Genomic DNA, 14,748 nt, shown 5'->3' with positions numbered 1-14,748 from the left:
AAGTTCTTGCCTTAAATGACGTTATATCAATTTAAAATCTAAAAGCAATTCGCCTTCAATAAAAGCTTGTAGGTGGTCGCCCTTAACATTAAGACCTACACCACTTGCCGGTGTTCCTGTAAAAATCATATCTCCAGGTTCTAAGGTCATAAATTTCGAAACATAGGCTATAATTTCAACAAAATTATAAATCATATAATCGGTATTTCCAACTTGCTTTTGTTCACCATTAATGGTCAAGCTAAAATTTATATTATTCAAGTCTGGAAAGTTCGCAACTGGCTTAAATCCGTTTATTGGAGACGCACCATCAAACCCTTTAGCTAAAGCCCAAGGCCCTTTATTCGCTCTGCTCGCTGCCAAAACATCTTTTGCAGTATAATCAATGCCAATACCAATCTCACTAATGTAAGATGCTGCATCAGCCTCAGTAATATTTTTACCTCTTTTACCTATTTTTGCAACAAGTTCAACCTCGTAAGCTAACTCATTTGTAATAGCAGGAAACTCAATGTCTTTGTTACCTGTAACTATTGTGCTTTCTGCTTTTATAAAAATAAGTTGTGCCCCAGTTTTAAGTGCAGCAATCTCACTTTTATCATCTACATAATTCTTACCAATACCAATTAATTTCATGTGTTTGTTATGTTTTTATGGTTCATTTTTCAAGCCCTAAAAGTAGTAAATACTAGAAATTTAAATATGATAATTGTCAAGTTTTTTTGGGCATTACCGCGCTTGGGCGCGGTCGTGCTTTCCACTTTTAGTTTTGGCTCGATGCATCCGCTCGCCAAAAGCTAACCGTTGCAATCACTAATGCAGGTTACATTAAGCTTTTTCTTTACACATTTCACAAAATAATTTTCAATAAAAACATGTACCTTTCAATCTTGAAAAAGATATTATGCAGCACCTAAAAGAAACTCCTGAAAACAAGAAGAAAACAAAGCCAAAAGTAACTATGGCTCAAGCCTTTAAAACCATTATTTGGCCAAGGCGCAATCTGGTATTTATTGGCTTAATATTAATTGTTATTCGCAGTTTAGCTGGCTTAGTGTTGCCGTGGCAAAGTAAAGTATTGTTAGATGAGGTGGTGCCAAGTAAAGATATTTCACAAATTTATACTTTAATTACCATTGTGTTAATTGCTATTTTAATACAAGCAGTAACATCGTTTTCACTCACCAGAATTCTAAGTGTACAGGCACAGTATTTAATAAGTGAATTAAGGGCACAAGTTCAAAAAAAGGTATTATCGTTACCCATTAGTTTTTTCGATAACACCAAATCGGGCGCTTTAGTATCAAGAATCATGAGCGATGTAGAAGGGGTAAGAAACCTAATTGGAACTGGTTTGGTGCAATTGGTAGGCGGGTCGTTTACAGCCATAGTTTCTTTAATTATATTAATAAAACTCAATCCATGGATGACACTTTTCGTGTTTGTTCCTATTTCCATATTTGGTTATATCGCGTTACGAGCGTTTAAATACATAAGGCCGATATTCAGAGTTCGAGGAAAAATAAATGCCGAAGTTAAGGGGCGACTTACAGAAACTTTAGCGGGTGTTCGCGTTATAAAAGCGTTTAACGCTGAAGAGCAAGAGCATGAAATTTTCGAAAAAGGTGTCGATAAATTGTTTCAAAACGTTAAAAAGAGTTTAACAGCTACGGCTTTAATGACAAGTTCTTCAACTTTTTTAATTGGGGTTGCCACCACTGGTATTATGGGCATTGGTGGTTACTATATGATTCAAGAACAGATGACCACAGGAGATTTCTTGTTTTTTACCCTCATACTTGGCTTTATGATAGCACCCATTGTACAAATGAGTAATATTGGAAGTCAACTCACAGAAGCACTAGCTGGTTTAGATAGAACCGAAGAACTTATGAATATGGCTGCCGAAGAGGATGATAAAAATCGAAATATCACTCTTGAAAAATTGAATGGAGATATAGAATTTCACGATGTGTCTTTTGCCTACGAAGAAGATAAAGAGGTGTTACATAATATTAGTTTTAAAGCGCCTGCAGGTTCTGTAACGGCTTTAGTAGGTAGTTCGGGTTCTGGTAAATCAACCATTGCTGGGTTATCGGCAACTTTTTTAAATCCTAAATCTGGAAAAGTTACTATCGATAATCAAGATTTATCGAAAGTGAAATTAAATAGTTACCGAAAGTATTTAGGTGTTGTGTTGCAAGACGAATTTTTATTCGAAGGTACCATAAGAGAGAATATCATGTTTCCCAGACCAGATGCCACTGAAGAAGAATTACAAAACGCGGTTAATGCAGCCTATGTTAACGAATTTACTGATAGATTTGATCATGGTTTAGACACGCTAATTGGAGAACGTGGCGTAAAATTATCAGGAGGCCAACGTCAGCGTTTAGCCATTGCACGTGCCATTTTAGCAAACCCTAAAATCATCATTTTAGACGAAGCCACTTCAAATTTAGATACCGAAAGTGAAGCGCTTATTCAAAAAAGTTTGAATACCTTAGTAAAAGACCGTACTACCATTGTTATTGCACACAGATTGAGTACTATCAGAAAAGCAAATCAGATTTTAGTTATTGAAAGCGGACGTATTGTAGAACGTGGTACCCACGACGAGTTAATCAATCTTGGTGGCAGATATTATGATTTATATACTTACCAAGCAAAAATTTAAAACCAAATGAAAGTTTCAGATTTAAACCCTTCAGAATACAACATCTATTATAAAACCTATATTGATAAGGTTTCAAAAGAAGTTAATTTAAAGGATGGATTTATCAACGGACAAAACAATGTTATAAATTTTTTCAAAGACATTCCTGAAGATAAATTAGGGTATCGCTACGCCAAAGATAAATGGAGCATCAAGGAGGTACTTCAGCACATTATTGATACCGAACGTGTTTTTATGTATCGCTGTTTTAGAATTGCAAGACATGATAGCACACCTTTAGTTGGATTTGAACAGGACGATTTTATCAAACCTTCACGAGCTGATGAAAAATCCCTAAAATCATTAATTGAAGAGTATCAATCTGTGAGACTAAGTTTTATAGTGTTACTTAAAAGTTTAAATAATGTCGATTTGCAATGTCATGGTCATGCCAGTGGTAACCCATTGTCTGCAAGAGCGGCTGCATTTATAATTCTGGGTCATGAAATTCATCATATGGAGGTTATAAAAAAACGCTATCTGTAACTTATTAAATTACGCATTTATTGTTTTCGTTTTTTCTTTCATCAAGAAGAATACTAAAAACGAAAGGATACCAAAAACCGAAAAACCAATAAATAAAGGTAACACCGAAGTGTTTACATAATTGCCAATAAAATTCGCAATAGGAACTGCCATAACTGTAGAGATAAAACCATTTATTGCAGCACCAATACCTGCAATATGCCCCAGAGGTTGCATTGCAATGGCCCTTAAGTTTCCAAACAAAAATCCAACTGCAAAAAATTGCAGAGAGAAAAAACCGAGCAACACATAAATACTTGGATTATTTCCAGACCAAAACATAACAACGTATAATATTGATATTATCGCGTAGGCAATACATGCTTTATAAGCGATTTGTAGCATGCCATATTTAACAACTAATCGACTGTTTAAATATGTAGCAAGACCAACAGATATTGCTAAACTTGCAAAAATATAAGGGAACATTTCTGCTAATTGATATTGCTCTTGAAAAATTTGTTGTGAAGTACTTAAATACACCATAAACGAGCCTGTTATAAAGCCTGAAACAAATGTAAATGCTACCGCTTGTTTATGCTTAAAAAACTCAATGGTTCCATCAATAAAAAGATGTGATGAGAATTTAATTCTATTCTGTTTTGCTAAGGTTTCTGGCTGTCGTTTCCAAAACCAAAGCATAATGATTACTCCAAAGAGTAAATTAAAATAAAAGATAGATTCCCAGTTAAAAAAGGTTATTAAAGCTTGCCCTAAAGTTGGTGCAATAACTGGTACTAAAATGAAAAACATGACAACAATTGAAATAATTTTCGCCATATAATTACCGCTATAAGAATCACGAATCATAGAGAGTGCCAAACTTCTGGGAGACGATAAACCAATGCCTTGAAATACTCTAGCAACAATCATAACCTCGAAATTTCTAGTACTAACACAAACGATGCTGGCAATAATAAATACAATAAAGCCAATATAAACTATGGGTTTACGCCCAAAGCTATCTGATAGCGGACCAAAAAGAAGTTGCCCAAACCCTAAACCTAAAAAAATCATCGTAATAAGTAGTTGATTGTCGTTTGGATTTGTAACTCCCAAGGCACTACTAATTTGTGGTATCGCCGGTAATAAAGCATCTATCGACAAGGCGACGATAGACATTAACGATGCCATAAGTGCTACAAACTCTGGTTTAAATTTTTGGTTTTCTTCCATGGTGCAAAAGTAGATGATTTAATTTCGAATGCAATGCAACCTTCATTTAATAATACAATCATATTATTGTAAACATCTATACCAGTTTACTTTACTTTTTTTTAACCTTATCCATATGTAAGTGAGATTTATTTAGCTAAAATCTAGCTAGAAATTTTAATTTATATTTGACAGAGATTTGAAGAATATTTAAGACTATTTCGCTAGTTAGAAATTTTAAATAAAAATGATAAGAGAATTAAAATGGAGTTTACTATTTGTTATTACTAACATCGTACTTTTAGGCGGGTTAGACGGATACGCTCAAAAAAAGAAAGAAAATTTGAAATGGGGTATCTCTTATGGAATGGGCGCTCAAGATAGGTTTCCTTTTGATTTACCCGATTATAAACATGAAGTTTCGTTTTATAAAGTTGTTTTAAATTACAGATTCAAAAACAATACGAAATGGGCATTTGAAGTCAATCTAGAGCCTAGTTTTTATGTTGCCAAACATCAATTATTGAATAAATATTATGTAAAACCTAGTGATGCCGAGGATTATCGTGAGCAAAACGAGTTTTACATGCAGGAACGAACTATAAAGGAATACGTTCTAAACTGTGGTTTGATTGCCAGATATAAAATTTATGATGGTTTAAGTACATATGCCGTAGGAAGTGTTGGCCCTATGATTTCTAATAAAGAAACCGAAAGACTTGCTAAGGGATTTGCATTCTCAGATATTTTGGGTTTAGGGCTTTCTTTTGAAATAAATAAAATTCAACTAGATTTTAGGTATTCCTTAAGGCATACTTCCAATCTAGAAATGAAGCAACCCAATGGGGGACATAATACCACTAATACTGAGTTTTCAGTTTTATTTAAGCTATAGTATTTTAGCAAATTAATTGTAATCCTTTACACATTCTATTTTTAATTGCATATTTTTACTGTGCTATTATTAAACTATTTAGGATTTATCCATGCTAAAAATTTACGTCTCACTTAAAAGCATGTGCGTATGCATTTGTCTTTTTGCATTAAATTTAACTGGATTTTCACAGTCTAAAAATCAGTATCATCATTTAGTTGATTCTGCTGATGCTTATATTGACGACAATTCGCATAAAGCGTTAACTTTTCTTAACGCAATACCGGATCCCATAGAAGATAACATAAAAGGAAGGGTTGCCGATTATTACACTATTAAATCGCTCATTCATGACGATTTTAATGAGTATGCCAAACAATATCAATGCAATATTTTAGCACATAAATATGCTTTAAAGGAAAATAATTATTGTGTTGCAGGTGAAGCATGTATCGCTATTTTTTCAAATTTATATTACATTAAAAAAGACTCTCTAGCTTTCAAATATTTAGAAGAAGCAAAAACCTATTACACTAAATGTGACGATGTAAATGGTCCAATAATAATAGAACAACACCTAGCGTATGCCAAATTTTTAGATGGCGAATATGAATCCTGTAACGCACTTTTAGCACAAAGTTTAGAAAACTATAAAGCTATTAAAGATGATGCATATTATTATATGTTTGCCTTGTATATGCTTACCTCAAATCATATCTATTTGGGTAATTTAGATCAAGCCCAGTTTTATTATGAAGAGTTTAAAAAATTAAAAAATAACGCGACTATTGTAAAATACAATTTCTTCTCTTTTGAAGCTAATATTAATCTTTGTTTTGCCGATGTGTTTTTTGAAGACAAGAATATAGAACGAGCACTCATTCAATTAAAAAATGCAGCCAAACTAAAAGCCTATATGGCAGAAGATGCATTAAAAGATTATTATCAACTCTATGCTCAAGTACATAAAAATAAAGGTGAGATAAAACTATCAAAATCCTATATCGACTCACTCTTACATTTTCAAAGTAAGATGCATAATAATACAGTTGAAGCTAGTTTTGATATAAACAAAGCGTTGCTTGAAGTTGAAAATGAACTAATTTTTGAAAATAAAGAACAATCATTCTTAAGTAGTTTATTTGGAATTTTAGTATTTGTTTTGTTACTCTTTGGCCTGTTCAGTTACTTTTATTATCATAAACAGAAAAACAAATTCAGAACTTTTAATAGTGAAGCTATTAATAGCCTTAATTATTTGAAATCTAATAATCAGCAGCTAAATGTTAAGGTGCATGGATTGGAAGCCTATATAAAGGAATTAAAAGACGAGGTAAAGCATATATCCAGAACAGAATCTGTTGATAAGCAAAAGAATAAGATAAAAGAATTATATAAAAATTTACACATAAACTCTTCCACATTACTTGATAAAAGTGATAGTCATTTAGATATCATAAATAATTTGAATATTGATTTTTTTAAAAATATTCAAGATGCATATCCACAATTAAATAAGTCTGAAATTATTATTTGTTATTATTTGTTTATGAGATTTACTAATAAAGAAATAGCGCTTTTCTTAAATACGACGTTAAGATCTGTAGAAAGTAGACGCTATCGTATCGCAAAAAAAATTCATATTAATTCAAAAGAAACCTCGCTACTTGAACATTTACATGAAAAGTTTTCTGATACTTTGAATTTAAATTTACCCTTATAATGCTTTTTATCGACTTTTTATGACTTGCGTAGTGATTGAGTAGTGCGATTTATTTGTAATCGAGAAAATTTAGTGATATTTGGTGTAGCTATTATCAATTATATTAATTACCAAAAAAACTAAATGTTATTAAGGTTATAAAAACATTATTTGATATACTTGGGTTGGTTGTATCTCAAATAAATTTTATTATTCAACAAGTTTTGCGGTGATTAGTTAAGAACTTGTTTAAGTTCAAAATTTTGAAGTAAAATTAGGAGTCGGAAATTTTCTGACTCCTTTTTTTTATAAAGGAATATTTCCATGCTTACGTTTAGGTCGTTCAACCTTTTTATCTTCAAGCATAGCAAAAGCCTTAATCAACTTACGTCTGGTCGTTTCTGGTAATATAACTTCGTCTATAAACCCTCGACGTGCTGCCCTATATGGATTAGCGAATTTTCCGGCATATTCTGCTTCTTTTTCGGCTAATTTCTCTTCAGGATTTTCGGCTTCCGAAATTTCTTTTCTGAATATAATTTCACTCGCACCTTTGGCACCCATAACAGCTATTTCTGCACCTGGCCATGCGTAGTTTAAATCGGCGCCAATGTGTTTCGAGTTCATCACATCATAAGCTCCACCGTAAGCTTTTCTAGTAATAACAGTAACTCTTGGAACCGTGGCTTCACTTAAGGCGTATAATAATTTTGCACCATGAACAATAATACCATTCCATTCTTGATCGGTTCCTGGTAAAAATCCTGGAACATCTACCAGAACTAATAGTGGTATATTAAAACAATCGCAGAATCGTGTAAATCTTGCTGCTTTTCTAGAACTGTTAACTCCTAAAACACCAGCAAAAGCCATTGGCTGGTTCGCTATAATGCCTATACTTCTTCCTCCAAGTCTTGCAAAACCAACAATAATACTTCCTGCAAATTCTTTATGTATTTCATAGAAAGAGTCTTCGTCAATAATTCCAGAAATAACCTCGTGCATATCGTATGGCTTGTTGGGAGAATCTGGAACGATATTAGATAAAACATCTCTTATTTCATCTTCTATTTTAAACTCAATTTTTTTTGGAGCTTCCGTATTGTTTTGTGGTAGATAGCTCAATAACTTTTTAACATCTTCAAGACATTCTACATCATTTTCGGATGTTTTATGGGCTACACCAGATTTTGAAGCATGGGTTTGAGCGCCTCCCAACTCTTCGCTAGTAACTTCTTCGTTAGTTACTGTTTTTACAACATTAGGCCCTGTAACAAACATGTAGCTAGTATTTTCAACCATTAATGTGAAATCGGTCATGGCAGGGGAATACACTGCTCCACCGGCACAGGGCCCCATAATAGCGGATATTTGTGGTATTACCCCAGAAGCTTGAACATTTCTATAAAAGATATCGGCATAACCACCAAGTGATCGTACACCTTCTTGAATACGTGCACCACCAGAGTCATTCAAACCGATAATAGGTGCTCCAACTTTAACGGCCATATCCATAATTTTACAGATTTTTTCAGCATGTGTTTCGGAAAGTGAGCCCCCAAAAACCGTAAAATCTTGGGCATAGGTATAAACCAATCTACCCTTAATCGTGCCATATCCAGTAACCACACCATCGCCATAATATATTTGGTTTTCCATACCAAAATCTGTGGTTCGGTGTGTTACTAAAGCACCAATTTCTTCAAATGAGCCTTCGTCTAAAAGATAATCAATGCGTTCTCTTGCAGTTAGTTTTTTATTGGCATGTTGCTTTGCGATGCGTTTTTCACCGCCCCCTAATTTTGAAAGTGCAATGTGCTTATTGAGTTTATCGATCTTATCTTGCTTTGAATCCATATTTAATTATGTAGCGTTAAGAAGTTATAATTATTTAAAAATAAATTACTTAACAGGTAATCTTAAGAGTTTTTGGTCTTCAATATATTGTTTAACTGCAATTAGTGCTGCTAATTTGGCTTCGTTATCGGCTTCTTGTTTTAAAGCTTCTGGTGAATAATAGTTTTTCACAAAATGGGTGTCGAAATTCCCAGACCGAAAAGCGTCATGTTCGCACACATATTTACCAAAAGGTAAGGTGGTTTCTACACCTTTAACTTGGTAATTTTCTATAGCCTTAATCATAAGTTGAATGGCTTCCTCTCGAGTTTTTCCGTAAGTGATTAATTTAGAAAGCATCGGGTCGTAATAAATAGGAATATCCATACCTTCTTCGAATCCATTATCTACACGAATACCTTCACCAACAGGAATTTTATAAATTTTTAAATGCCCAACACTTGGCAAAAAATCATTCAATGGGTCTTCTGCATAAACTCTGAGTTCTAAAGCATGCCCGTTAATTTTTAATTCGTCTTGTTGCATGGGGAGTGCTTCACAGCGAGCCACTTTAATTTGCAGTTCTACCAAATCGACGCCTGAAATCAATTCTGTAACAGGATGTTCTACTTGTAATCTGGTATTCATTTCGAGGAAGTAAAAATTATGATCGGCATCCAATAAAAACTCAACAGTACCTGCACCTAAATAATCACAAGATTTAGCCACTTTAATAGCGGCATCTCCCATTTTTTGTCTGATGTCAGGTGTTAAAACACATGAGGGTGCTTCTTCTACTACCTTTTGATGACGTCTTTGAATACTACATTCGCGCTCAAAAAAGTGTAACACATTACCATGACTATCTGCCATAACTTGAATTTCGATATGTCTGGGCGAAGTGACATATTTCTCAATAAAAACAGAGCCATCGCCAAAGGCCGAAGTAGCTTCACTTATGGCGCGGTTCATTTGAGATTCTAAATCGCTTTCTTTTTCAACAACACGCATACCTTTTCCACCACCACCAGCGGATGCTTTTATTAAAATAGGAAATCCAATTTCTTTGGCAATTTCAAGGGCTTTTTTTATATCGGTAATAGCTTCATCAATGCCAGGAACCATAGGAATATCATAAGCTTTAACAGCTTCTTTTGCTGCTAGTTTACTTCCCATAATTTTTATGGCTTTGGATTTTGGACCAACAAAAATGATGTTATTATCTTCACATAATTCGGCAAAACTAGCGTTTTCACTTAAAAATCCGTATCCTGGATGAATAGCATCTACCTTTAAGTTTTTAGCGACCTCAATAATTTTGTCGCCACGTAAATACGATTGACTTGATGGGGCTTCACCAATGCAAACAGCTTCATTTGCATATTTTACGTGTGGTGCATTTCTATCGGCAGTGGAGAACACAGCAACTGTTTTAATGCCCATTTTGTGTGCAGTTTTCATTACTCGAATGGCAATCTCACCTCGGTTAGCGACTAAAAGTTTTTTCATCTTATTCGAACTCAATTAAAAGTTGGTTTTTTTCAACAGCATCACCATTTTTTACATTAACAGATTTAATAACACCTTGTCTTGGAGATGTAATGCTATTCTCCATTTTCATGGCTTCAAGAATAAATAAGGGGTCATTTTCATTAACTTCTTGTCCGGGTTTTACACTAATTTCAAGAATTAAACCAGGCATGGGTGCTTTAATAGAATTGATTTGTTTTGCTTTCCCAACTTCAAATCCCATGTCGTTTATGAGCACATCTAAAGCATTGGAAATATTAACATTGTAAGAATTATTATTAACTTTTACTTGATATTGTTTCGTGTTGAAATTTGCTTCGGTAATTTGAGCTTGATACGATTTGTTGTTGTGAAGAATATGGTAATTGTTGTTTGAAGTTTGAAGTGCATCTAAGTTGGAAACATCGGGTTCCGTAATCTTAAATTCAGAATTACTATTTACTAAAACTTTAAAACTTTTGCTCATAGTTTATAATTTGAATGTAGTAAATATAGCGAATTTATAAAGGTATTTCAATCTCGAAAAACACAATTACAATTGGAAATACTTAATTTATTTACGTTTTAAATAACGAATTCTCCTGATGCTTTTTTATGGCTTTTCTTGATAACATAATCCCTACAAATAAGGATAAGAAGGCTCCCACCCAAATACCAGGAATAAAGTCTATAAACAAGAAAAAATCATATGTGCCATGAAATACAATCGCGAGAAATAATCCGAATAGATTTAAAATTATTCTATTTTTTGCAAATTTAGCTTTTCCCATAAAATACCCCATTAATACACCAAAAGTAGCATGAGCAGGAACTGCAGTAAATGCTCTTAGCAATGCGGTATGGTAACCGCCTTCTAAGACATAAAAGATATTCTCGGTGGCAGCAAAACCCATAGAAACCATAACTGCATAAACAATACCATCGAAGGGTTCGTTAAATGCATTTTTAGTTTGGGAATAATATCTAATAATTACGTATTTACTAAATTCTTCAATTAAACCTACAACAAAAAAGGCTTTTAAAAATTGTTGGAATACACTTGTTTTATTAGGGAGCGGTAAAACAAAATCGAAAACATAATATAAAATAGAAGTAATGATTATACTAACTATAGCGCCTAAAATAAAATTATAGACGAGCAGATGCTTTGGTTCTTTCTCATATTTATCTTTAAAATATATATATAATATAATAACAAAAACGGGGGCGACTGCTACAAGTAATAAATTCATTTAATCAATGGCGTTCTTAATTTTTTCAAAAATGAGCTCGTAATACATTTTGTTTGACGGTACAAAATGGTTGCCGTTATTGCCTATGCTTTTTATGAGGGATTCAAAATGTTGAAGTGTTACTAATTTTAAAGCTTCAACCTCTTCCTCTTGCGGCTGTAATTTTGAAAGCGGCTCCTTTAAATGTGCCATGAATGTGTTATGGAATTCATTGTCTACAATGCCATTTTTGTAAGATTGGAAACATTCAAAAACACCAATTGGATTTAAATCGGATTCGATAAGTGTTAAGCCAATTTCTTCTTTGGTTTCTCTAATAGCGGCTTGTTTTGGTGTTTCGCCAGCATCAATATGTCCTGCCACTGAGACGTCCCACATTAACGGGCATATACTCTTTTTAGCAGAACGTTGTGATAGTAAAATCTCGCCCTGTTTTGTATAAAGCCAAAGATGTGCCGTGTGATGGTAGTACCCTTTTTGGTGGATTATTGATTTTAATTCGGATTTCCCGATGGGTTTTCCTTTTGAATCTACAATGTCGATATATTCTTCTTGCATGATTAAAATTGGTGAATTTGCATTAGGGATTGTAGCAAGCTACCGTGTAGCGCGAAAAGCCCGACCACGCCATAAAGGCGTGGTAATGCCCCAAAAAAGCCCTCGAAACTGAAGGCTTAAATTTTATTTAAAGTAACTAAACGATTCGCCTTCTTTTATGTTAAGAAGTGTTTCGTATATTAGTTTAATAACATTCTCTACATCATCTCTATGCACCATTTCTACAGTGGTATGCATATATCGAAGCGGCAATGAAATTAACGCTGAAGCCACACCACCGTTGCTGTAAGCAAAGGCATCGGTATCTGTTCCAGTTGCTCTTGATAAGGCAGAACGCTGGAAAGGTATTTTTTTGCTATCAGCAATGTCGGTAATTAAATCTCTCAGTTTTTGCTGAACGGCAGGGGCATAGGCCACCACAGGACCTTTACCAATTTCCAGATGTCCAGCAGTTTTCTTTTCAATCATTGGTGTTGTGGTATCATGAGTGACATCGGTAACAATAGCCACGTTAGGTTTTATGGTTTGGGTGATCATTTCGGCACCACGTAAGCCAATTTCTTCTTGTACGGCATTGGTAATGTACAACCCAAACGGTAATTCTTTTTTGTTTTCTTTAAGCAATCGTGCCACTTCAGCAATCATAAAACCGCCCATTCTGTTGTCTATAGCACGACAAACAAATTTATCTCCATTTAAAATATGAAACTCGTCTGGGTAGGTAATAACACAACCAACATGAACACCTAATTTTTCTACTTCTTCTTTGGTTGCACAGCCACAATCGATAAAAATATTATCAAGTTTTGGGGGTTCTTCTTTTGACTTGTTTCGGGTATGAATGGCTGGCCATCCAAAAACACCTTTTACAATGCCTTTTTTGTTGTGGATGTTCACTATTTTACTCGGCGCTATTTGATGGTCGCTTCCCCCATTACGAATCACATAAATCAATCCGTTATCTGAAATATAATTAACATACCATGAAATTTCATCGGCATGCCCTTCAATAACAACTTTGTATTTTGCTTTTGGGTTTATAACCCCAACAGCGGTTCCGTAAGTATCTGTTATAAACTCATCTACATAGGGTTTTAAATAATTCATCCATAATTTTTGTCCGTCCCATTCGTAGCCAGTTGGAGATGCGTTATTTAAGTATTTTGCTAAAAAGTCCATCGACTTTTTGTTAAGTATGCTCTTTTTTGCCATGTTTTAAAATTTTCAACTAAAATAACAATATTCGCCTTATTTTAAGGTTAAACAGGATGTAAATTAGTAATTTTGGCATGTTAAATGCTCCAGTATATTTTAATGAACTATTTAAAGTACATATTTCTATTATTTCCTTTGGTATTGCTTGCGCAAGAATTGGAAACGGTAAAGGATTCAATACCTAGGGAATATCTTATAATTGAAGGCGATTCTGTACCTCGAGTAACTATTGATTTGGATGAAGTGATGCTACTGCATAGGCTCAAATTTGATAGTAAGCAACAACGCATTCGTTATTTGATTTTAAGACGAAAAACCATAAAAGTGTATCCTTATGCTAAACTTGCTGCTGATCGATTAGATTCTATGAATCAACGCATGGCAACTTTGAAAAGAGCCCGTGATAAGAAGCGATATACTAAGCGTGTTCAAAAATACATTGAAGGTGAATTCTCAGATGAACTTAAAAAACTAACCCGTACTGAAGGCCAAATACTAGTCAAACTCATACATCGACAAACAGGAACCACGGCTTTTGATTTAATTAAAGAACTCCGTAGTGGCTGGCGTGCTTTTTGGTACAATACTACGGCAAGTATGTTTGATATTTCATTAAAACGTGAGTTCGACCCGCTGAATGAGAAAGAAGATTACTTAATTGAAGATATCTTGCAGCGCAATTTCCAGAGTGGTGTTTTAGAAAGACAAAAATCAGCTTTTAAAATTGACTTTTACGACTTAACCGAAAAGTGGATTTATAACAAAACTCCAGAGTAAATGCGTATACAATCGCCTTTTGAAGAACGACTAAATGCATTAACGCATGCCATTGGCGCATTGTTTGGAATAGTTGCCTTGGTTTTACTGATTGTTTACAATACACAAAAAAGCGATTGGAGTTTATTTAGTGTAATTGTTTACGGGATTTCAATCATTATTTTATTTACGGCTTCTACATTTTACCATGCAGTAAAAGGGGAGAAACGCAAGCATTATTTTAGAATTGTAGACCACATTAGTATTTACTTTCTAATTGCCGGAACCTATACGCCCGTTTGTTTAATTTCTTTAGAACAAAGTTTAGGCTGGACTCTCTTTTTTGTAGTTTGGGGTATTGCCGTTTTCGGTGTTATTTTGAAATTGTTTTTTACTGGCAGATTCGAGATATTTTCAACGTTGCTCTATCTCGTTATGGGCTGGTTAATTGTATTCGATTTCCCTAATTTATATGATACTGTTGGAGATGGCGGTGTGCTTTTTTTATTTGCAGGTGGTTTAGCTTATACGGTGGGCATCGTTTTTTACGCCATTCATAAAATACCATTCAATCATGTTATATGGCACTTATTTGTGTTGGCGGGAGCCATTTGTCACTTCTTTATGATTTTCTTATACGTAATTTAAA

General features: G+C 34.0%; 14 protein-coding genes. 6 read left to right on the top strand and 8 right to left on the bottom strand.

All coding sequences use genetic code 11. The features are described from left to right. Positions 1 to 21: 21 nt before the first annotated feature. A complete protein-coding gene (locus O5O44_RS11570; protein ID WP_019387223.1) occupies positions 22 to 636 on the bottom strand; it encodes a fumarylacetoacetate hydrolase family protein in 615 nt (204 codons plus the stop codon). 268 nt (positions 637 to 904) lie between these two features. On the opposite strand from O5O44_RS11570, the gene O5O44_RS11565 reads away from it, so the two are divergent. Beyond that, a complete protein-coding gene (locus tag O5O44_RS11565; RefSeq protein ID WP_289194495.1) occupies positions 905 to 2,677 on the top strand; it encodes an ABC transporter ATP-binding protein in 1,773 nt (590 codons plus the stop codon). Between the two features lie 6 nt (positions 2,678 to 2,683). Then, positions 2,684 to 3,202: a DinB family protein gene (locus O5O44_RS11560; RefSeq protein WP_289194494.1), complete on the top strand. Its 519-nt coding sequence runs from the start codon at positions 2,684 to 2,686 to the stop codon at positions 3,200 to 3,202. 9 nt (positions 3,203 to 3,211) lie between these two features. Here O5O44_RS11560 and O5O44_RS11555 read toward each other — a convergent pair whose 3' ends face one another. After that, positions 3,212 to 4,417, bottom strand: coding sequence for a multidrug effflux MFS transporter (locus tag O5O44_RS11555; protein WP_289194493.1), 1,206 nt, complete (start codon positions 4,415 to 4,417; stop codon positions 3,212 to 3,214). A gap of 226 nt (positions 4,418 to 4,643) precedes the next feature. Between O5O44_RS11555 and O5O44_RS11550 the strand changes: the two genes are divergently transcribed. Both O5O44_RS11550 and O5O44_RS11545 read left to right on the top strand, forming a co-directional pair. Next, positions 4,644 to 5,291 (top strand): acyloxyacyl hydrolase, encoded by a 648-nt coding sequence (locus O5O44_RS11550; protein ID WP_289194492.1) that lies wholly within the window; start codon positions 4,644 to 4,646, stop codon positions 5,289 to 5,291. A gap of 121 nt (positions 5,292 to 5,412) precedes the next feature. Beyond that, positions 5,413 to 6,993 carry a helix-turn-helix transcriptional regulator gene (locus O5O44_RS11545; protein WP_289194491.1) on the top strand — a complete coding sequence of 527 codons (1,581 nt, stop codon included), beginning with the start codon at positions 5,413 to 5,415 and terminating at the stop codon, positions 6,991 to 6,993. 285 nt (positions 6,994 to 7,278) lie between these two features. Here the strand turns inward: O5O44_RS11545 and O5O44_RS11540 are convergent, their stop codons facing one another. The 6 genes from O5O44_RS11540 to O5O44_RS11515 all read right to left on the bottom strand — a co-directional run bounded on the left by O5O44_RS11540 (position 7,279) and on the right by O5O44_RS11515 (position 13,340). After that, positions 7,279 to 8,829 (bottom strand): acyl-CoA carboxylase subunit beta, encoded by a 1,551-nt coding sequence (locus tag O5O44_RS11540; RefSeq protein WP_289194490.1) that lies wholly within the window; start codon positions 8,827 to 8,829, stop codon positions 7,279 to 7,281. A gap of 45 nt (positions 8,830 to 8,874) precedes the next feature. After that, entirely contained in the window at positions 8,875 to 10,317 is a 1,443-nt protein-coding gene (gene accC, locus O5O44_RS11535) for an acetyl-CoA carboxylase biotin carboxylase subunit (protein ID WP_289194489.1), read from the bottom strand. Position 10,318: 1 nt separating this feature from the next. Further along, positions 10,319 to 10,804 carry an acyl-CoA carboxylase biotin carboxyl carrier protein subunit gene (locus O5O44_RS11530; RefSeq protein ID WP_289194488.1) on the bottom strand — a complete coding sequence of 162 codons (486 nt, stop codon included), beginning with the start codon at positions 10,802 to 10,804 and terminating at the stop codon, positions 10,319 to 10,321. Positions 10,805 to 10,895: 91 nt separating this feature from the next. Further along, positions 10,896 to 11,570: a PrsW family intramembrane metalloprotease gene (locus tag O5O44_RS11525; RefSeq protein WP_289194487.1), complete on the bottom strand. Its 675-nt coding sequence runs from the start codon at positions 11,568 to 11,570 to the stop codon at positions 10,896 to 10,898. Then, positions 11,571 to 12,128, bottom strand: coding sequence for an NUDIX hydrolase (locus O5O44_RS11520; protein WP_289194486.1), 558 nt, complete (start codon positions 12,126 to 12,128; stop codon positions 11,571 to 11,573). Between the two features lie 123 nt (positions 12,129 to 12,251). Then, positions 12,252 to 13,340 (bottom strand): M42 family metallopeptidase, encoded by a 1,089-nt coding sequence (locus O5O44_RS11515; RefSeq protein ID WP_289194485.1) that lies wholly within the window; start codon positions 13,338 to 13,340, stop codon positions 12,252 to 12,254. 102 nt (positions 13,341 to 13,442) lie between these two features. Between O5O44_RS11515 and O5O44_RS11510 the strand changes: the two genes are divergently transcribed. Both O5O44_RS11510 and trhA read left to right on the top strand, forming a co-directional pair. Further along, on the top strand, positions 13,443 to 14,120 hold the full coding sequence (locus O5O44_RS11510) for a DUF4294 domain-containing protein (protein WP_019387210.1): 678 nt from the start codon (positions 13,443 to 13,445) through the stop codon (positions 14,118 to 14,120). Next, a complete protein-coding gene (trhA, locus tag O5O44_RS11505; protein WP_289194484.1) occupies positions 14,121 to 14,747 on the top strand; it encodes a PAQR family membrane homeostasis protein TrhA in 627 nt (208 codons plus the stop codon). Position 14,748 lies beyond the last annotated feature (1 nt).

The organism is Algibacter luteus, assembly GCF_030344935.1.
GTDB classification, from domain to species: Bacteria; Bacteroidota; Bacteroidia; order Flavobacteriales; family Flavobacteriaceae; genus Arenitalea; species Arenitalea lutea.
The sequence above is the reverse complement of the archived record's forward strand: the minus strand, read 5'-3'. Positions and strand labels throughout refer to the sequence as shown.